This window comes from Mesorhizobium sp. LNJC405B00, from assembly GCF_000502615.1.
Lineage (GTDB): Bacteria > Pseudomonadota > Alphaproteobacteria > Rhizobiales > Rhizobiaceae > Mesorhizobium.
Window position 1 is genome coordinate 146,377 of the sequence record NZ_AYWC01000010.1, and the last position, 18,290, is coordinate 164,666.

18 protein-coding genes and 2 pseudogenes are annotated in these 18,290 nt (G+C 62.1%); 4 read left to right on the forward strand and 16 right to left on the reverse strand.

Features of this window, described 5'->3' with window-relative positions; genetic code table 11:
* Positions 1-3: 3 nt before the first annotated feature.
* The 7 genes and pseudogenes from X756_RS146285 to eno all read right to left on the reverse strand — a co-directional run bounded on the left by X756_RS146285 (position 4) and on the right by eno (position 6,914).
* Positions 4-645, reverse strand: a complete 642-nt coding sequence (locus X756_RS146285) for an SGNH/GDSL hydrolase family protein (RefSeq protein WP_023682555.1) — start codon at positions 643-645, stop codon at positions 4-6.
* Positions 642-1,061 carry a hypothetical protein gene (locus X756_RS146280; RefSeq protein ID WP_023730643.1) on the reverse strand — a complete coding sequence of 140 codons (420 nt, stop codon included), beginning with the start codon at positions 1,059-1,061 and terminating at the stop codon, positions 642-644. Before X756_RS146280 ends, X756_RS146285 begins: the two co-directional genes overlap by 4 nt.
* Before the next feature lie 14 nt (positions 1,062-1,075).
* Positions 1,076-2,480: pseudogene (locus X756_RS01000000165775) on the reverse strand (pyruvate dehydrogenase complex dihydrolipoamide acetyltransferase).
* An 18-nt stretch (positions 2,481-2,498) separates the two neighbouring features.
* Positions 2,499-3,920, reverse strand: a complete 1,422-nt coding sequence (locus tag X756_RS146275) for a pyruvate dehydrogenase complex E1 component subunit beta (RefSeq protein ID WP_023696091.1) — start codon at positions 3,918-3,920, stop codon at positions 2,499-2,501.
* Positions 3,921-3,935: 15 nt separating this feature from the next.
* The gene (gene pdhA, locus X756_RS146270; RefSeq protein ID WP_023682559.1) at positions 3,936-4,982 is read right to left on the reverse strand and encodes a pyruvate dehydrogenase (acetyl-transferring) E1 component subunit alpha; all 1,047 of its coding nucleotides are present in this window, start codon (positions 4,980-4,982) and stop codon (positions 3,936-3,938) included.
* Between the two features lie 195 nt (positions 4,983-5,177).
* Positions 5,178-5,501 carry a septum formation initiator family protein gene (locus X756_RS146265; protein WP_023682560.1) on the reverse strand — a complete coding sequence of 108 codons (324 nt, stop codon included), beginning with the start codon at positions 5,499-5,501 and terminating at the stop codon, positions 5,178-5,180.
* Between the two features lie 138 nt (positions 5,502-5,639).
* The gene (gene eno / locus X756_RS146260; protein WP_023730644.1) at positions 5,640-6,914 is read right to left on the reverse strand and encodes a phosphopyruvate hydratase; all 1,275 of its coding nucleotides are present in this window, start codon (positions 6,912-6,914) and stop codon (positions 5,640-5,642) included.
* A 535-nt stretch (positions 6,915-7,449) separates the two neighbouring features.
* Between eno and X756_RS1000000169445 the strand changes: the two genes are divergently transcribed.
* Together X756_RS1000000169445 and X756_RS1000000170420 are read left to right on the forward strand one after the other, a co-directional pair.
* Positions 7,450-8,598 (forward strand): hypothetical protein, encoded by a 1,149-nt coding sequence (locus X756_RS1000000169445; protein ID WP_023730645.1) that lies wholly within the window; start codon positions 7,450-7,452, stop codon positions 8,596-8,598.
* 109 nt (positions 8,599-8,707) lie between these two features.
* Positions 8,708-8,830, forward strand: a complete 123-nt coding sequence (locus X756_RS1000000170420) for a hypothetical protein (RefSeq protein ID WP_023688444.1) — start codon at positions 8,708-8,710, stop codon at positions 8,828-8,830.
* Positions 8,831-8,905: 75 nt separating this feature from the next.
* On the opposite strand, the gene X756_RS146255 is transcribed toward X756_RS1000000170420, so the two are convergent.
* From X756_RS146255 to X756_RS1000000170425, 6 genes and pseudogenes are all read right to left on the reverse strand, one after another.
* Entirely contained in the window at positions 8,906-9,271 is a 366-nt protein-coding gene (locus X756_RS146255) for a PRC-barrel domain-containing protein (protein ID WP_023668909.1), read from the reverse strand.
* A gap of 83 nt (positions 9,272-9,354) precedes the next feature.
* Positions 9,355-9,557, reverse strand: a pseudogene (locus tag X756_RS01000000165780) (dodecin family protein).
* Positions 9,558-9,653: 96 nt separating this feature from the next.
* The gene (gene kdsA, locus X756_RS146250; protein WP_031238928.1) at positions 9,654-10,532 is read right to left on the reverse strand and encodes a 3-deoxy-8-phosphooctulonate synthase; all 879 of its coding nucleotides are present in this window, start codon (positions 10,530-10,532) and stop codon (positions 9,654-9,656) included.
* Entirely contained in the window at positions 10,529-11,401 is an 873-nt protein-coding gene (locus X756_RS146245) for a VOC family protein (RefSeq protein ID WP_023730647.1), read from the reverse strand. Before X756_RS146245 ends, kdsA begins: the two co-directional genes overlap by 4 nt.
* 55 nt (positions 11,402-11,456) lie before the next feature.
* Positions 11,457-11,747, reverse strand: a complete 291-nt coding sequence (locus tag X756_RS146240) for a Dabb family protein (RefSeq protein ID WP_023730648.1) — start codon at positions 11,745-11,747, stop codon at positions 11,457-11,459.
* A 114-nt stretch (positions 11,748-11,861) separates the two neighbouring features.
* Complete coding sequence (locus X756_RS1000000170425; protein WP_023730649.1) at positions 11,862-11,996, reverse strand: hypothetical protein; 135 nt, start codon at positions 11,994-11,996, stop codon at positions 11,862-11,864.
* A gap of 259 nt (positions 11,997-12,255) precedes the next feature.
* Here X756_RS1000000170425 and X756_RS146235 point away from each other — a divergent pair, with 259 nt between their 5' ends.
* The gene (locus tag X756_RS146235; RefSeq protein ID WP_023730650.1) at positions 12,256-13,506 is read left to right on the forward strand and encodes a cyclopropane-fatty-acyl-phospholipid synthase family protein; all 1,251 of its coding nucleotides are present in this window, start codon (positions 12,256-12,258) and stop codon (positions 13,504-13,506) included.
* Between the two features lie 61 nt (positions 13,507-13,567).
* Here X756_RS146235 and X756_RS146230 read toward each other — a convergent pair whose 3' ends face one another.
* Together X756_RS146230 and X756_RS146225 are read right to left on the reverse strand one after the other, a co-directional pair.
* Positions 13,568-15,547, reverse strand: a complete 1,980-nt coding sequence (locus X756_RS146230) for a bifunctional 2',3'-cyclic-nucleotide 2'-phosphodiesterase/3'-nucleotidase (RefSeq protein WP_023730651.1) — start codon at positions 15,545-15,547, stop codon at positions 13,568-13,570.
* A gap of 141 nt (positions 15,548-15,688) precedes the next feature.
* Positions 15,689-16,954: an NAD(P)/FAD-dependent oxidoreductase gene (locus tag X756_RS146225; RefSeq protein WP_023730652.1), complete on the reverse strand. Its 1,266-nt coding sequence runs from the start codon at positions 16,952-16,954 to the stop codon at positions 15,689-15,691.
* Between the two features lie 179 nt (positions 16,955-17,133).
* On the opposite strand from X756_RS146225, the gene X756_RS146220 reads away from it, so the two are divergent.
* Entirely contained in the window at positions 17,134-17,799 is a 666-nt protein-coding gene (locus X756_RS146220; RefSeq protein WP_023730653.1) for a 5-formyltetrahydrofolate cyclo-ligase, read from the forward strand.
* Here X756_RS146220 and X756_RS146215 read toward each other — a convergent pair.
* On the reverse strand, positions 17,796-18,269 hold the full coding sequence (locus tag X756_RS146215) for an Lrp/AsnC family transcriptional regulator (protein ID WP_023668897.1): 474 nt from the start codon (positions 18,267-18,269) through the stop codon (positions 17,796-17,798). The two genes, X756_RS146220 and X756_RS146215, sit on opposite strands and share 4 nt — an antisense overlap.
* Positions 18,270-18,290: the final 21 nt, after the last annotated feature.

The window sequence follows — 18,290 nt, forward strand, 5'->3', positions numbered from 1 at the left end:
TCTCTAGAGTTCCAGCATCACACGCACCAATGGCGCCAATGCGTCACCTATATTGCGCGTGTTTTCGGCATCGAGATGGACCCCGTCGATCGGTGTGGTCTCGGCCACCGTGCCGGCATCGAAAAAGCCGCAGCCGGCCTCGTCGGCGAGCGCGGAATATTGCGGCGCCAGCCGCTTCGAGGCCTCGTCGCCGCCGGCAAACATTTCCTTGAATTCGGCATTGTCGGTGCGGCTGACCGCTGGTGGCGCGACGATCAGGATTTGCGGCGCGGCCCAGTCGAACGGATAATCGTGGCCGCGCACGATGTCGATCAGCCGCTGCACGCCCTGCTTGGCCGCGACCGGATTGCCGTGGATCCAGGGCTTCATGTCGTTGGCGCCGAGCATGATGATGATCAGGTCGAGCGGCGCATGGCTGGTCAGGATCGTCGGCAGCACCTTGGCGCCATTGCGGTCGGCACCAGCCAGGTGATCGTCGAAAGCCGTGGTGCGGCCGTTCAGACCTTCGGCAATGACTTCGATATCGTCGTCGCCCAACGCCGCCTTGAGCACGCTCGGCCAGCGATCTTCCAGCGCATGACGCCCGAGGCTCGCCGCGTCATAGCCCCAGGTCAGGGAATCGCCGTAGCAGAGGATCGTCTTCATGCACCCGCACCCGCCTCCGCCCTAAGCCCGCGCCGCACGCGCCATCCCACGAACAGCCACTGCACGATAACCGTGGCGATGCTTGGCAAAAACAGACCGGCGACAACGGGGAGATCGCCCGACCACTGGGCTTTGCCAGGCGGCTGCGAGAAGGTCCAGGCAATCAGCCCGATTCCGGCCAGCACGAACAACGAAACCCCAACAAGCCCCGTCAGGTTTATCGCCCTTTGCGGGTTTGGCACCAATTGCGCGATGAAAAACGCCACGGTCGCAACGATGGTGACCAGCGCCGAAACCATGAAGACCAGGATGTATTCGGAATTCGCATTGGTGACGATTGCCAGCCACAGCGCCACCAGCCCGCCGGCCAGGCCGGAAAGGATCAGGGCGAAAAGGCTGGTGACGAATTTCCGCACAGCCTTTTTCCTTTCTAGACCAGCATGCCCATCGGATTTTCGATCATGCGCTTGAAGGCGACCAGAAGTTCGGCGCCGAGCGCACCGTCGACGGCGCGGTGATCGGTCGACAGCGTCACCGACATGATATTGGCGATTCTGATCTCGCCATTCTTGACCACCGGCCGCTGCTCGCCGGCACCCACCGCCAGGATCGTCGCATGCGGCGGGTTGATGACGGCGGCAAAGTCCTTGATGCCGAACATGCCGAGATTGGAGACAGCCGTCGTGCCGCCCTGATATTCCTCAGGCTTCAGCTTGCGGCTGCGCGCACGGCTCGCCAGATCCTTCATCTCGTTGGAGATAGTGGACAGCGTCTTTTCGTCGGCGTGGCGGATGATCGGCGTGATCAGGCCGCCGGGGATCGACACGGCAACGCCGACATCGGCGTGCTTGTGCTTGACCATGGCGCTTTCGGTCCACGACGCATTGGCATCCGGCACCGCCATCAGCGCCATCGCCATCGCCTTGATCACCATGTCGTTGACCGACAGCTTGTAGACGGGCACTTCGCCCTTGTCGGTCTTCTTCATCGGAGCCGCCGCATTGATCTGTGTGCGGAGCGCCAGCAGGGCATCGAGCTCGCAGTCGAGCGTCAGGTAGAAATGCGGGATGGTTGTCTTGGCCTCGACCAGGCGGCGCGCAATGGTCTTGCGCATATTGTCGTGCGGGACGAGCTCGTAGGACCCTTCGGCAAACAGCTTCAGCACCTGTTCGTCCGACATCGCCTTGGGTGCCGGAGCCGGCGCAGACGCCGGAGCGCCGGCAGGTGCGGCTTTCGCGGCCGGCGCGGCCTTGGCGCCACCGCCGGCGATCGCCGCCTCGACATCGGCCTTGACGACACGGCCATGCGGGCCGGTGCCACTCACGGCGGACACATCGACGCCGGCGTCTTTGGCTATGCGCCGCGCCAGCGGCGAGGCGAAAGTGCGCTCGCCTGACGATTGGCTGATCTCCCCCCTTGTGGGGGAGATGGCCGGCAGGCCAGAGGGGGGNGGTCGGCGGGACAGCGCCCCCCTCTGTCGACTTCGTCGACATCTCCCCCACGGGTGGGGAGATTGACGCCTTATCCTGTTTGGCATCGGCTTTCGCGGGCGCGGCATCGCCGCCGCCCTTTGCCGCCGCCCCTGCATCCTCGCCTTCGCCAGCCAGAATGGCGATCAGAGCATTGACCTTGACGCCTTCGGTGCCGGCCGGAACGACGAGCTTGGCAACCGTGCCCTCATCGACGGCCTCGACTTCCATCGTCGCCTTGTCGGTCTCGATCTCGGCAATCACGTCGCCCGGCGAAACCTTGTCGCCCTCCTTGACCAGCCACTTGGAAAGATTGCCCTCTTCCATCGTGGGCGAGAGCGCCGGCATGGTGATGTTGATTGGCATGATGTCCTCCCGACCGGCTCAGCGATACGTGACGGCTTTGACCGCCTCGATGACCTCGCCGACATTGGGCAAGGCCAGCTTTTCGAGGTTCGCCGCATAGGGCATCGGCACGTCCTTGCCGGCGATGGTGATGACCGGCGCGTCGAGGAAATCGAAGGCGCGCTGCGACACCTGGTTGGCGATGTGGTCGCCGACCGAGCTTTGCGGGAAACCTTCTTCCACCACGATCAGGCGGTTGGTCTTTTTTACGGAGGCAATGACGGTGTCGAGGTCGAGCGGGCGGATGGTCCGGAGATCGATGATCTCGGCATCGATGCCCATGCCGCGCAGTTCGGCTTCCGCCTTGATGGCGTAGGTCATGCCGATGCCGAACGAGACGATGGTGACGTCCTTGCCCTGCTTGTGAATGCGCGCCTTGCCGATCGGCAGCACGAAATCATCGAGCTTCGGCACGTCGAAGGACTGGCCGTAGAGGATTTCGTTTTCAAGGAAGATGACCGGGTTCGGATCGCGGATCGCCGCCTTGAGCAGGCCCTTGGCGTCGGCAGCCGTGTACGGCATCACCACCTTCAGGCCGGGAATATGGCTGTACCAGGCGGCATAGCACTGCGAATGCTGGGCGCCGACGCGGGCGGCAGCCCCGTTCGGGCCGCGGAACACGATCGGCGCGCCCATCTGGCCGCCCGACATATAGAGCGTCTTGGCGGCGGAGTTGATGATCTGGTCGATCGCTTGCATGGCGAAATTAAAGGTCATGAATTCGACGATCGGCTTCAGGCCGGCCATTGCCGCACCCACGCCGACGCCGGCAAAGCCATGCTCGGTGATCGGCGTGTCGACCACGCGGCGCGGCCCGAATTCCTGCAGCAGGCCTTGCGTGATCTTGTAGGCGCCCTGGTATTCCGCGACCTCCTCGCCCATGACGAAGACATCGCCGTCGCGGCGCATTTCCTCGGCCATGGCATCGCGCAAGGCCTCGCGCACCGTGGTCGAGACCATCTCGGTGCCGGCGGGAATATCGGGATCGGCCGCAGGTTTGGCTGCCGGAGCGGCGGGAACTGCCTTCGGAGCCTCGCCGGCATCCTGGGGAGCCGCTTTTGAACCTTCCTCGGCTGCATCGGTCCGCTGACCGCCAGCGGAAACGGCATCCTGGGTGGAGGCAGGCTTGCCGCTCTTTTCGACATCGCCTGCACTTTCACCGTCCTGCAGCAACACGGCGATCACCGCGTTGACCTTGACGCCTTCGGTGCCGGCGGGAACCACGATCTTGCCGATCGTGCCTTCATCGACGGCCTCGACTTCCATCGTCGCCTTGTCGGTTTCGATCTCGGCGATGACATCACCGGCGACGACCTTGTCGCCCTCGTTCTTCAACCACTTGGAAAGATTGCCCTCTTCCATGGTCGGCGAGAGAGCGGGCATGAGAATTTCGATCGGCATGTCCTTGCCCTCCCGTTACAATACGATGTCGGTCCAGAGCTCGGACGGATCCGGCTCTGCGTCGTGCTGGGCAAATTCGGCAGCGTCGGCGACGATGTCGCGGACTTCCTTGTCGATGTTCTTGAGCTCGTCCTCGGTCGCCCACTTCTTGGCCGTCAGCCGCGCCTTGACCTGCTCGATCGGATCATGATCCGAGCGCATCTTCTGCACTTCTTCCTTGGAGCGGTATTTCGCGGGATCCGACATCGAGTGACCGCGATAGCGATAGGTCTGCATCTCGAGGATGATCGGACCGTTGCCGGCACGGCACCATTCGGTCGCCTGATCGCCGGCGGATTTGACCGCACGCACATCCATGCCGTCGACCTGAATGCCGGGAATCTTGAACGAGGCGCCGCGATGCGAAAAATTGGTTTCGGCCGACGAGCGCGACACCGAAGTGCCCATGGCGTAGCGGTTGTTCTCGATGATGTAGATCACCGGCAGCTTCCACAGCGAGGCCATGTTGAAGCTTTCATAGACCTGACCCTGATTGGCAGCGCCATCGCCGAAATAGGTCAGCGACACATTGTTGTTGTCGCGGTAGCGGTTGGCGAAGGCGAGACCGGTGCCGAGCGAGACCTGCGCGCCGACAATGCCGTGGCCGCCGTAAAAATGCTTCTCCTTGGAGAACATGTGCATGGAGCCGCCCTTGCCCCTCGACAGGCCACCACGGCGTCCGGTCAGCTCTGCCATGACGCCCCGCGGTGACAGTTCCATCGCCAGCATGTGGCCATGGTCGCGATAGGCGGTGATCATCTGGTCGCCGTTGATCAGCGACATCTTCATGCCGGTGACGACCGCTTCCTGGCCGATATAGAGGTGGCAGAAGCCGCCGATAAAGCCCATGCCGTAGAGCTGGCCGGCCTTTTCCTCGAAGCGACGGATAAGCAGCATGTGCCGGTAGGCGGCAAGCTCCTCGTCCTTGGTGAAGTCGGCCGGCTTGGGGGCGGAAAGCCCCGTTGATTTGGCGGATGTCGATTTAACGGATTTGGCAGGCGCTTTTTTGGCGGCGGTGGCCATGCATCACTCCCTGTTGGCGTCTCTTCGCGGACACTAAAGCAGACCATGTCTGCTCCGGGGAGGATCAGCTCCTCCCCACCGATTGGAAGGAAGCTAACATGCGAGACCGTGTTTCGCCATGCAGAAAAACGCATGGCTGGCATGCGCCTAAACGCCCAGAATCGTTAGAGATAACAGCGATTAACCGAAATTCGGTTATTTCGAATTGGCCGGCAGCATGATGGTGATTTCATCGGGCTGGGACAGATTGAGCGCCCGGCGTGCCTGCTCGTCGAGCATATCCTTTTCGAGCGTGCCCTCATGCATCAGCTGGACGCGCCGCTCCAGATCGATCCGGCGCGCCTTGATGGCATCGTACTTGGCCTGCAATTCGATGGTCTGCGCTTCGAGCTGATATTTGGAATTGATGCCGAACTCGCCATGATAGGCATGGAAGCCGAAATAGGCCAGGAACGCCACGCAAAGCGACGGGATGATCAGCCGGCCGGTGTTTCTCTGCTTGTGCTGGCGTGTCCACATGGTCGCAATCCTTTGACCGCCATTTGTCGCTCGATTGTGCTTAATGGACGGTTACGGACAGGTGCATTAGCCAGCGGCCGCAACGAAAAAGGGCGGGAAAATCCCGCCCTTCCATCGTTTTCGCCAGTTCGGCAGAATTTAGGCTTTGACCACCGACTTGCCAGCGTAGCGCGCCTGCTTGCCGAGCTCTTCCTCGATGCGGATCAGCTGGTTGTACTTGGCCATGCGATCCGAGCGCGACAGCGAACCGGTCTTGATCTGCCCGCAATTGGTGGCGACGGCGAGGTCGGCGATGGTCGAATCCTCGGTTTCGCCCGAACGGTGCGACATGACTGCGGTGTAGCCTGCCTTATGCGCGGTCTCGACAGCGTCGAGCGTTTCGGTAAGCGAGCCGATCTGGTTGACCTTGACCAGGATCGAATTGGCGACACCCATGCGGATGCCGTCGCGCAGCCGCGCCGTGTTGGTGACGAAGAGGTCGTCGCCAACCAGCTGCGTCTTGTTGCCGATCAAATCGGTCAGGTACTTCCAGCCCTCCCAGTCGTCCTCGGCCAGGCCGTCCTCGATCGAGATGATCGGATAGTCGGCGGCGAGCTTGGCCAGGTACTTGGCCTGCGCCTTGGGATCGCGGGTCTTCTTCTCGCCCTCATAGACGTAATTGCCGTCCTTGAAGAATTCGGTCGCCGCACAGTCGAGACCGAGCGCGATCTCCTCGCCCGGCTTGAAGCCGGCCTTCTCGATCGATTCCATGATGAAATCGAGCGCCACCGGCGCACTCTTCAGATTGGGCGCGAAGCCGCCTTCGTCGCCGACATTGGTGTTGTGGCCGGCACCCTTCAGCTTCTTGCGCAGCGTGTGGAAGATTTCGGAGCCCCAGCGCACGCCTTCGCGCAGCGTCGGCGCGCCGACCGGCAGGATCATGAATTCCTGGAAATCGATCGGATTGTCGGCATGCGCTCCGCCATTGATGATGTTCATCATGGGCACCGGCAGCAAATGCGCCTTGGTGCCGCCGACATAGCGGTAAAGCGGCAGTCCGGCGGCTTCCGCCGCGGCCTTGGCGACCGCCAGCGAGACGCCGAGGATGGCGTTGGCGCCGAGCCGGCTCTTGTTGGGCGTGCCGTCGAGCTCGATCATGGTCTGGTCGATGTGGATCTGGTTTTCGGCTTCCATGCCGCCGATCGCCTCGAACAGCTCGCCATTGACGGCCTCGACCGCCTTAAGCACGCCCTTGCCGAGATAGCGGCCGCCACCGTCGCGCAGTTCGACGGCCTCATGCGCGCCGGTCGACGCGCCGGACGGCACCGCGGCGCGGCCCGTCGAGCCGTCCTCGAGGACGACGTCGACCTCGACGGTCGGATTTCCACGGCTGTCCAGGATTTCACGCCCGACAATGTCGATGATGGCGGTCATTGCGATGTCCCCGATTGATCGATTGAAAGCGTCGCGCCCCTCTTAGCCAAAGTGCCGCAAAAGGCAATCAGGAATGGCATGAAATAATGGTGACGATCGCCCCTTGCGCTCAGGCCGTGGGGCATGGGCGACGCCACCTGAACGCAAACAGCCCGCCCCGACGTCATATGTCTGGCGCCGCATGGGGCGGGTGCCCCTCCCCTTTGATCGCGGCAATCCCTTATCACAAAATACCAGGCGGCACACAAACTCCAGCCGATGATTCAAAAGAGGCTACCGCCAACGTGACAAACTTCACAATGCAGAGAATTCGAAGATGTTAGGGTCACATCTACAACGCGGACTATTTGACGACGACAGCGAAGTCAACAAACTTGAACTCTTTGGGGAGGCGGCAATGGCAGCGATTTCAGGAACTGGCTGGGAACTTCTTATTAGCCGCAAAGTCGAGCATATGAGGGGCACCAGACGCAGGACAGTTGGTGCCTATAAAGTTTTTCACAACGGCACGGCAGTAACGGGTCTATCGGGGTTCGTGTGTGAATCTCGCGGCCCAGGCGACAATTCCAAAGAAGACAATGGCAGGCGCATCGAGCCCGGCACCTATCCGCTGGCGACACAGGCCGGAGGCAAATATGTGACGATCGGCTACACTGGCGCCAAGACGCCACCCAAACCTGGACTCGAACTGCTGAAGACCAACAAGCGCACCGAAATCCTGATTCATCCGGGCGTCAATTTCCTGTCCAGCGTCGGATGCATCAACCCGACGAAGAAGGTGAGCGGTCCGCTTTCCGACATGGATTTCACGGAGAGCCGGACACGCGTAATCGCCCTCATCGACGATCTGAAAACCTTTGCCGGCGGTGGCTTCCCGAAAAGCAACGGCAAGCGAATTCCCAATGCTTCGGTGGTCGTCGAAGGCGAACCGGTGCTGTCGACCGAGAGTGTCGAGAGCGTGCTCGAAGCCGTTGCGGGCGATCCGAACAAGGGTTTGCCAGCAGCGGTCTTCCAGAAATTCGCGCCGAGACCGGCAAGCGGTTCCAAGCGAACAATCTATGACGGTTACATCGGCGCCTTTACCTCCGACAAAGGCCTCAAGACACTTGGCGATCATGGCGTGTGCAACAACTATGATCGGCTGATGCATTTCTTCGCTCAAGCGGCGATGGAAACCGGTGGCTTCACCCTCATTCGCGAATCCCTGACCTACACGACCGTGGCGGCAATCCGGAACGCATGGAGGTCGCGAGCCGCGGGCAAGACCGATCAGTGGATCGAGGACAACCTGCTGCGCAAGCCGCAAGCCCTGGGCGACTGGGCCTATGGCGGCCGCATGGGCAATGTGAAAGGAACGTTGGACGGCTTCAATTTCCGCGGCGGCGGCACGTTCCAGACCACCGGGCGCGACGCGTACACGGCCAAGGGCAAGCTCGCCAAGGTCGACCTCGCCAATCATCCTGAACTGATCGAGGATCCGCAGATTTCGCTGCTCGCAGCTTGCGCCGAATGGAAAGGGTCAGGCTGCAATGCCTTTGCCGATGCCGGCCTGATTAAAAAGATCTCGCGCGCGATCAACGTCGGCAACGCCAATTCCACCACGCCGGCCAATGGCGAAGCGGATCGGATCGCCTGGCATGAAAAGGTTTTCAAGGCGGTGAAGAATGCCGGACTCCTCGGCTGAGCATGCCTCGGATCACGTTCGACAACACCACGTCATCATAATTCAGAGATAACAATCTATGTGTCGATTAGGATGGTGATGCGCGGGGCGAAACAGGAGGAGTTTCGCCATGTCCGAGTTGAGCGGTATCGTGAGTTTGTTCCTGATCGCGGCGGCGTTCCTGACGTCGTGCGATACGCAGCAGCCGCCAAAGGCGGCGACGCAGCTGTCCACGCTTTACGCAGCAGAATAGAAACTGTCGGGTTACACTGAAAAGGCCCCCGTTTCGGAATTCGGGGGCCTTTACGTCAGGCGTCAGCGCAGCTGATCAATGCCAATACGGCGTGACCTTGTAGTAATCATAGGAAGCATCACGTGCGGCCTCGCCATCGGCGCCGGCCAGTTCATTGATCGAATAGGCGGGTGCTGCCTTCAGCTGCTCCTTCGAGAACGGCACGACATAGCCGCCCTTGTCCTCGTCATAGTCGAGGCTCGCCCACGGAATGGCGTGATACTTCTCGCCAATGCCGAGAAATCCACCGAACCCGATCACCGCGAACATGATGCCGTTCGACGTCTTGTCGAGCATGATGTCCTCGATGCTGCCGATGCTCGTGCCTTCGGTGTTGTAGACCGACGTGCCGATGACGCGCGAAGCGGCGATGGCTTCGGTGTGGCCTGTCTGGGTGGTCATGGCTGCTGCTCCTCATGTCGTTGATCGATACTTTGACAATGAGGGGCGCGGGCGAAAGTTCCCGTTTTTCGAGCGGCGGGCGGTTACTCCGCGAGGATGAACGTCACCTTCATGTTGACGCGATAGGCCGCGATCCTGCCGTCCTCGACGACGATCTTCTGGTCCTGGATCCAGGCGCCTTCGACGTTCTTCAGGGTCTTTGAGGCGCGCTCAATCCCCTTCTCGATGGCGTCCTGAAAGCTCTTTTCGACGACGACGTGATTTCGGTGACGCGGGCGACGGACATGGCTTCCTCCTGCCAAGACGCTCATTTGCAGCAGCGAGCCTACAGCCCGCTTATGCCTTCCACAAGCAGGGCAGCGCGCGCGCCATGCCGAAACCATCAGCCTCGGTTCAGGTCAGCAGCATTCTTGGCGATGCGGTCGAACGCCATCAGTCTTTCGAGCAGCGCCGGCATGTCCTTCAGTGGCAGCATGTTGGGCCCGTCGGAGGAGGTCGAATTGTCGGGATCCTGGTGGGTCTCTATGAACACGCCGGCGACGCCGACGGCAACGGCAGCCCGCGCCAGCGTCTCGACAAAGCGGCGCTCACCACCGGAGGAACCGCCCTGCCCGCCCGGCTGCTGCACCGAATGGGTGGCGTCGAAAATCACCGGCGCGCCGATCTCGGCCATCACAGGCAAAGCCCGCATGTCCGACACCAGCGTGTTGTAGCCGAAAGACGCGCCGCGCTCGGTGGTCAGCACATTGAGGTTGCCCGAACCGGTGATCTTGGCCACCACGTTCTTCATATCCCAAGGCGCCAGGAACTGCCCCTTCTTGACGTTGATCACCTTGCCGGTCTTGGCGGCGGCGACCAGCATGTCGGTCTGGCGCGACAGGAAGGCCGGAATCTGCAGCACATCGACATGGGGTGCGACGATCGCGCACTGCTCCTCGGTGTGGACATCGGTCAGAATGGGAAGCGAAAACGCCTTGCGCAACTCGTCGAACACCGGAAGCGCCGCGTCCATGCCCGCGCCGCGCGTTGCCGACAGTGAGGTGCGGTTGGCCTTGTCGTAGCTGGTCTTGTAGACGAGGCCGATGCCGAGCTTGCCGGTCAGTTCCTTCAGCGCGCCGGCCATGTCGAAAGCGTGCTGGCGCGATTCGAACTGGCACGGGCCGGCGATCAACGCCAAGGGCCCGCTATTGTCGAAGACGACATTGCCGACGGTTACCGACGAATTCGGCGCCAGCGAATTGGGCCCTTGCGGCTGGCTCATGGGGTCTCCCGGAAGATGAAAGCCGCGCCCTGCCCGGATGCCGGCTGCACGACAATTTCGTTGCCCGCTATATCGTGCCGGACGGCGTTGTCTGCAAGCAGCCTCGCGACAGTGCCGGCACTGCGGGCCGAAAAGACGATCGCGGCGAAGCGAAGGTCCGTCGGCGCGCCAGCCGACATGCCGAAGCGCTCAGCGAAAGCCGCGGGCTCGAGAACGCTCAAACGCGCGTTCGCCAGGTCGAACGCCGTGCTGCTCCTCTGCCTCGAACCCGTCGCTGTCTCGATCAGGTGGCGCTTTTCGGATGGCACGCCGCTGACCGCGACGATTTCGGCAATGCCGGTCACGCCGTTGGCATGGGCCTGCAGTGCCGTACGGTCGATTTGAGGGGCGTTGATCCGCTCGCAAGCGAACAGAAAGGCGTCCGTCGTCTCGGCGCCGGCGGCGAAAGCCAGTTTGAACGAGGCCATGTCGCTCTTTCCGGCCGTGTCGGTGAAGGCGCGGGAAAAGCTCAGCACGTCCCCCGCCGACAGACCGGCCGAGACATAGCGCGCATGATCCGCATCGGCGTCGTCGGTGGCCAGCACCACGGCGGAAAAGCCCTCATCGCCCAGGCTGGCGCGATAGAGCCGGTCGCGGGCGACAAAGACATTGCCGCCGGCGATCGCACTCGCTGCCACCTGTTCATTCCCAACCGCCAGCGGTTCGAGATAGGTGCCGTCGGCAAGGAAGACGCAGCAATTTTCGGTGCCGAAGGGATGAATGCCGGTTGGCGCGACGATGAAGCCAAGCGATGTCAGCCGCGCCCGCGCCACGGCGAGGCTCGCCGTCGGCAGCACCAGATGGTCAAGCGGATGGGTCGTGCTGGTCATGCCGGCGCGGTGTGCATCATTCCCGAAAGTGGTTCAAGGCCTTTTGCCGACCCAATCAGGCCGTCGCCACGATATCGGCCGAATAGCGCAATTCGCGCAAGGGTTTGACCCGGCTGGTCGTCTCGGCATAGAGCGGGTGCGCCTTGTAGGCGGCAAGCGCGGCATCGTCCTCGAACTCGGCATAGACCACCACGTCGATCGCATCCGACAGCGGATCGACCTTGGTATTGAGCGTCACCTCGAAGTGGCTTGAATGCGGGATCTTGCCCAGCGCGAGCAAGCCCGTGCGCACGGCCTCGACATCGTCCTTGCGCCGCGCGCTGAAGAAAACGATATGCCGGATCACGCCTGCCTCCACGTTCGATTTGCGGGCATGTTTTGTGTGAGCGGGACCGTCGCGTCAACCGCCACGATGTCGCGCCCGGCAACGCCGGCAGGCGACTTTGCAGAGGCGCAAAAGCTAGGCCCCGCCGGTGACGTAGCGCACGACGCGCGACATCTCCCTGACCGTCGTGTCGAGATAGCGGCCCTGATTATAGAGGCCATCCCAGATCAGGAAAAAGGCGACGGCGGTGATGACGATGACGTAACGCATCGCTGAAACTAACGTATGTGGCTGTTCGTAACCATAGCGATTTCACCGCCGGTCGCTCGCCCTCACGGATTCTGGCCCCAGGCACGCCACCTGGGCCAGTGCCGGGCACGGCTTGCCTCTTGAAGTTCCGGTCGATGCGGTGGAAGATTGTGGCGAAAATTTAAGCAGGCTGCGGGTGTTCGCGCCTGGCGAATGAAGTGGAGGATGTGGAGGCCGGCAGATCTTGCGCCGCCCCCGCGGAAGTCCAGGGGGGTGTGAGATGGCTGTCAGGGAATACAAAGGCATCGGCGACGCCATCAGGCTGGACGAACTCAATTTCGCCGAGATGGTCAAGGGCCTGCCGGCCAAGGCGCGCATGGTGCTGTCGGCGGCGATGAAATTGCCGCGCGGTTCGCTGAAGGTGAGGATGCCGGATGGCCGGGCGGTTCTTGTCGGCGGCAACGGACCCGGCCCGGATGCCGAACTGGTGTTGAAGAACTGGCGCCTGCCCGGCCGTGCCTTTTCCGGCGGCACCATCGGCGTTGCCGAATCCTACATGGACGGCGACTGGGAAAGCCCTGATGTAACCAGCTTCCTGGAACTGTTCGTCGTCAACTCGGCCGTTGGCGAACGCATTGCCGGCGGCGCCAACTGGCTCATCAACACGGTCCAGCGCATCCGCCACTGGTTCAACGAAAACACCCGCACAGGCTCGAAGCGCAACATCTCGGCGCATTACGATCTCGGCAACGCCTTCTACAAGCAATGGCTCGATCCCAGCATGACCTATTCGTCGGCGCTCTATGCGACCGGCGCCAACGACCTGGAAAGCGCTCAGGCCGCCAAATACCGCGCGCTGGCCAAGGATACGGGTATCGGCAAGAAGGACCATGTGCTCGAGATCGGCTGCGGCTGGGGCGGTTTTGCCGAATTTGCCGCGCGCGAGATCGGCTGCCGCGTCACCGGCCTGACCATCAGCCGCGAACAGCACGATTTCGCCAAGGCGCGCATCCAGAAGGCGGGACTGTCTGACAAGGTCGACATCAAGCTGCAGGATTACCGAGACGAAACGGGCACTTACGACCGCATCGCCTCGATCGAGATGTTCGAGGCGGTCGGCGAAAAATATTGGCCGGTATTTTTCGGCAAGATGAAGGCATGCCTGAGGCCCGGCGGCACCGCCGGCCTGCAGATCATCACCATCAACGAGGCCGCCTACGACACCTATCGGGCGAGGCCGGATTTCATCCAGCGCTATGTCTTCCCCGGCGGCATGCTGCCGACGCCGTCGATCCTGAAGACGCTGGGCAGCGACCATGGCCTTTCCCATCTGCGCGAGCGCGTCTTTCCGGACGACTATGCCCGCACGCTTGCCGAATGGCGCAACCGCTTCTGGGCGTCGTGGGAAAAGATCGTCCCGCTCGGCTTCGACGACCGCTTCAAGAAGCTTTGGGAATTTTATCTCCACTATTGCGAAGCCGGCTTCAGGGCCAGCTACATCGACGTGCGCCAGGTGGTCTACAAGGCCTGATCCGAAGCGTGATTGAGCGGGCGTATGCCCGCTCGTTTTCCCTGTTACCTGCGCGTTTGCCTCAAAGCAGGATGCGATACTTCGCAAACCCGGATTCGCCCTCGCCGGCCGGCTCGATCTTGAGCGATTTCACTCCCGATATAAAATCCTTCGCTTTGGGGCCGGTCTCGAACACGACGCTGGTGCCGGGCAGCGGCGTGAACGACCAATTGTCGTCGGCCGAGGGATTGATCGTGCCTTCGCTAACGACGTAGCGCACGATCACGTCGCGGTTGGTGTCCGGCGCCTCGTAGATGATCTTCGAGGCATTGATGTCGGGGAAATTGCCGCCACCGCCGGCGCGGTAATTGTTGGTGGCGACGACGAATTTCGCTGCCGGATCAATAGGCTTGCCGTCGAAGCTGAGGCCGATGATGCGGTTCGAGCCGGCATTGGCGACGCCACCCTTGGCATCGTATTTCGGCAGCTGCGACAGGTCTATTCCGTAGCTGACGCCATCGATCACATCGAAATTGTAGGACGGGAATTCGGTGTCGATGAGCGCCTGGTCGGCCTTGCCCGGCTCGATCTTCCGGAAAATGCCGGCCGACATTTCCAGCCATTCCTTCACTTGCGCGCCGGTGATTTCGACGGCGCGCACCGTGTTCGGATAGAGATAGAGGTCGGCGACGTTCTTGATGGCGATGTCGCCCACCGGCACGTCGGTATAGTAGTCGGCGCCGTTGCGCCCGCCGGCCTTGAAGGGTGCTGCCGCCGACAGCAGCGGCACATCCTTCCACTGCGTGCTCTTCAATATGTCCTTGAGATACCAGCTCTGCGCCTGGTTGACGATCTGCACCGACGGATCGTCGGCGACCAGCGCGAAATAGGAATAGAGCGGCGCCGAGGTCTTGCCGACCGGTCGGCGGACATAGGCAAGTGTCGCCTCATGGTCCGGCTTCAGCGCATCGACGACGCGCTGGTCGTCCGCCACCGTCGGCTTGTTTGCCTTGTCGACGCGCTGGTAGATCGGCCTTGCCTCCGATGTGGCCGAGGCTACGCGCCATTTCGATCCGTCCCGTTCCAGAAGCAGATCGATCAGTCCCATATGCGAGCCCCAGAAACCGCCCATCACGGCGGGCTTGCCCTGCAGCGTGCCTTTCTCGGTGTCGACGCCTTCGAGCGCCTGAAAATCCTTCTTGCCGGGGAAGACGAGATGCTGATGGCCGGTGAACACCGCATCGATGCCTTCGACGCCGGCGACGAAGAAGGAGGCGTTCTCCATGCCGTCGCCCTGCTTGATATCGATGCCGGAATGCGAGAGCGCGATGACGATGTCGGCGCCCTCCTCCTTGATCTGCGGCACCCATGCCCTGGCCGCCTCGACGATGTCGCGCGTCCTGACATTGCCTTCCAGGTTCTTCAGGTCCCAGACCATGATCTGCGGCGGCACAAAGCCGATGATGCCGATCTTGATCGGCTGCTCGGCGCCCGACCCGTCCTTGATCTTCTTGTCGAGGATGACATAGGGCTTGAGGTAGAGCTTGTCGTCGCGCGGTTTGGCGGCAAGCTCGGTGCCGCGGATCAGATTGGCGCAGACGAAGGGGAAATTGGCCCCGGCCAGCACCTTGTCGAGGAACGACAAGCCGTAGTTGAACTCGTGATTGCCGAGCGTCGAGCATTCATAGCCCAGCAGGTTCATGCCCTTCATGATCGGATGCAGATCGCCTTCCTTGAGGCCCTTCTCATAGGCGATGTAATCGCCCATCGGATTGCCCTGCAAAAGATCGCCATTGTCGATCAGCATCGCATTGGTGGCTTCCTTGCGCACCGCCGCGATCAGTGAGGCCGTCCGCGACAGGCCCATCGTGTCGTTGGCTTTGTCTGCGTAGTAGTCGTAAGGCAGCACATTCACATGGATGTCGGTGGTCTCCATGATCCTCAGATGCGCCTGATTGGCCTGCGCGCGGGCGGAAAACGGATGCAGCATGATCAGCGCCCCGCTGGCGGCCGCACCGGCAAGAAAACTACGGCGGGAGACGGGGTAATTGAGATGCGGCATTGGTTTTCCTTCCCAGCGACGTGACAAGATCCCAGCCCCGGGCGGAAGCTTCGCGCCGAAAACCGGCCATGTCCATCGGGAAGTCAGTCGATCAGCAAAAGGTGACGGCTGGATGAATATCCTTGGCCGCGGTTGAGAACCTCAGCCCTTGTTATCATCGCCCTGGGTGATCAGCCGCGCGCTGCGCTGGCCGGTGAAATAGATCCATAGCCAGCTAAGCGACACCGAGAGCCGGTTGCGAAAACCGATCAGGAAGTAGATATGCGCCACGCCCCACAGCCACCAGGCAAGCCATCCCGTGAGCTTGATCGAGCCGAAATCGATCGCGGCTGCCCACTTGCCGATCGTCACCAGGTCGCCGGCATGTTTGTAGCGGAAAGGGCGCGGCGCGCTATCGCCGGCCAGCCGCGCCCTGATCGTCGCGGCAACATGCTTGCCCTCCTGCTTGGCGGAGGGCGCCACGCCTGGCACCGGCTTGCCGTCCAGCCGCAAGACATGCGCTGTGTCGCCGACGACGAAGATCTCCGGACTGTTCGGCACGGTCAGATCGGGCTCGACCATTACCCTGCCCGCCCGGTCCACCGGCGCGCCCAGCCACTCTCCCGCGGGCGAAGCCGCTACGCCGGCGGCCCACAGGATGGTTCGCGCCGGCAGATGCGTCTCGCCAAAGACGACGCCTTCGGCATCGAGGCGCGTGACGGCGCGGCCAAGCTCGACCGTGACGCCCCGCCGCTCCAGCGCCTTGCGCGCATAGTCGGACAGCTTTGGCGCGAAATTGGCTAGGATCCTGTCTCCGGCCTCCACCAGCACCACACGCGCCTCACGCGTGTCGATGTTGCGGAATTCGCCGCGCAGCGTTTCATGCGCGAGTTCGACAATGGTGCCGGCAAGCTCCACGCCGGTCGGGCCGCCGCCGACGATGACCAGTGTCAGCAGTGCCTGGCGCTTGGCCGGATCGGTCTCGCGCTCGGCCTGCTCGAAGGCGAGCAGGATGCGCCGGCGAATGGTGGTTGCGTCTTCAAGCGTCTTCAGCCCGGGCGCGAAAGGCTCCCATTCGTCGTGGCCGAAATAAGCATGACGCGCGCCGGTGGCGAGCACCAGCGTGTCGTAGGGAACAGAACTGCCGTCCTCAAGCAGCACGCGTTTGCCTGGACGGTCGACGCCGGTGACGTTGCCGAGCAGGGTCGTCACGTCCTCGCGCTTGCGCAGCAGATGACGGATCGGCAAGGCGACTTCCGAGGTCGCCAGCGAGGTGGTCGCCACCTGGTAGAGCAGCGGCTGGAAAAGGTGATGGTTGCGCTTGTCGATCATGGTGATGCGCACGGGTGCGCCGGCCAGCGCCCGGGTGAGTTCGAGACCGCCGAACCCTGCGCCGACGACAACGACATGATGGCTGGTTTCACTCATCGCATTCACCCCTATTTGTCTCCCTTTATCTAGTGATTTTTGTGCACCGCAACAATGTCGCGGCGAGCTAGATTGCCGCTTAAGGCTGCCCAGGACTCGTCGCCGGATGTCGCGAATGCCTATGTCGGCAAGCATGGACGGGTATAGCCTTGCAGGGGCTGGAACCACGGGAGTGAAGCATGGCCAACGGCGATGACAAAGATCGCAAAGGGCGGGCGCAATATTCTTCGCCGCCTTGCTTCATGCACGAACTCGATCCGGAATTTCGCGCGCCATTGACCGACTGGACCGATGTGCGCCGTTGGCGCAAGGCCGAGCGCGAGCGTCTGATCGCGGCACGGTTGGCGGTTTCCGCCGATGCGCGGGTGGCGATGTCGCGGGCTATCGCCGAAGGGCTCGACGCGGCCATCGGCGACATTGCCGGCCGCATGGTCAGCCTCTATTGGCCGTTTCGCGGCGAGCCGGACCTGCGGCCGTGGATGGCGTCGATCAACGAACGCGGCGGCCGCACGGCGCTGCCCATCGTGATCGAGAAAGGCCAGCCGCTGATCTTCCGCGCTTATGTACCCGGCGACCGGCTGGAAAAAGGCATCTGGAACATCCCGATCCCGGCCGAAGGCGAGCCGGTGCTGCCCGACATCGTCATCTCGCCGATCGTCGGCATCGACCCGCGAAACTACCGCCTTGGCTATGGCGGTGGCTTCTTCGACCGCACGCTGGCTGCCATGCCGTTCAAGCCATTGGTCATCGGCGTCGGCTACGAACTGCAGCGCATCGCCACCATTTACCCGCAGCCGCACGATATTCCGATGGATAGGCTGGTGACCGAGGCTGCTCAGGGCTAGGCCAGTTCCGGCTTCATCCCCATCGCCGTGCGATCGACGATCTCGCGCAGGGCAAAGGATGAATTGATCTTGGTCACATGCGGCATCGCCGACAGCCACTCCTTGTGGATGCGCTCATAGTCGACCAGATCCTTGGCGGCGATGCGCAGGATATAGTCGTATTCGCCCGACATCAGGTGGCACGACAGCACATTCGGGCAGCGCTTGATCGCCGCCTCGAAATCCGACAGCGTCTTTTCGAATTGGCCCGACAGCGATATGTGCACGATCGCCGTCATCTGGTGGCCGAGCGCGGCATTCGAAAGCCGGGCGTGATAGCCGCGGATGGTGCCGGATTTCTCCAGATTGTCGAGCCGGCGCGAACAGGCCGACTGCGACAGGCCGACCCTTTCGGCGAGCGCCGCATTGGGTATGCGCCCATCCTTCTGCAGAGCCTCGAGAATGGCGATATCGATCCTGTCGAGCGGCATTTCTCGTGATTCCTGCGAAAT

Coding starts and splice junctions, on each gene's coding strand:
- X756_RS146285 (WP_023682555.1), bottom strand. CDS start 645: ATGAAGACGATCCTCTGCTACGGCGATTCCCTGACCTGGGGCTATGAC.
- X756_RS146275 (WP_023696091.1), bottom strand. CDS start 3,920: ATGCCGATCGAAATTCTCATGCCCGCTCTCTCGCCGACCATGGAAGAG.
- pdhA (WP_023682559.1), bottom strand. CDS start 4,982: ATGGCCACCGCCGCCAAAAAAGCGCCTGCCAAATCCGTTAAATCGACA.
- X756_RS146265 (WP_023682560.1), bottom strand. CDS start 5,501: ATGTGGACACGCCAGCACAAGCAGAGAAACACCGGCCGGCTGATCATC.
- eno (WP_023730644.1), bottom strand. CDS start 6,914: ATGACCGCCATCATCGACATTGTCGGGCGTGAAATCCTGGACAGCCGT.
- X756_RS1000000170420 (WP_023688444.1), top strand. CDS start 8,708: ATGTCCGAGTTGAGCGGTATCGTGAGTTTGTTCCTGATCGCGGCGGCG.
- X756_RS146255 (WP_023668909.1), bottom strand. CDS start 9,271: ATGACCACCCAGACAGGCCACACCGAAGCCATCGCCGCTTCGCGCGTC.
- kdsA (WP_031238928.1), bottom strand. CDS start 10,532: ATGAGCCAGCCGCAAGGGCCCAATTCGCTGGCGCCGAATTCGTCGGTA.
- X756_RS146245 (WP_023730647.1), bottom strand. CDS start 11,401: ATGACCAGCACGACCCATCCGCTTGACCATCTGGTGCTGCCGACGGCG.
- X756_RS1000000170425 (WP_023730649.1), bottom strand. CDS start 11,996: ATGCGTTACGTCATCGTCATCACCGCCGTCGCCTTTTTCCTGATCTGG.
- X756_RS146235 (WP_023730650.1), top strand. CDS start 12,256: ATGGCTGTCAGGGAATACAAAGGCATCGGCGACGCCATCAGGCTGGAC.
- X756_RS146230 (WP_023730651.1), bottom strand. CDS start 15,547: ATGCCGCATCTCAATTACCCCGTCTCCCGCCGTAGTTTTCTTGCCGGT.
- X756_RS146225 (WP_023730652.1), bottom strand. CDS start 16,954: ATGAGTGAAACCAGCCATCATGTCGTTGTCGTCGGCGCAGGGTTCGGC.
- X756_RS146220 (WP_023730653.1), top strand. CDS start 17,134: ATGGCCAACGGCGATGACAAAGATCGCAAAGGGCGGGCGCAATATTCT.
- X756_RS146215 (WP_023668897.1), bottom strand. CDS start 18,269: ATGCCGCTCGACAGGATCGATATCGCCATTCTCGAGGCTCTGCAGAAG.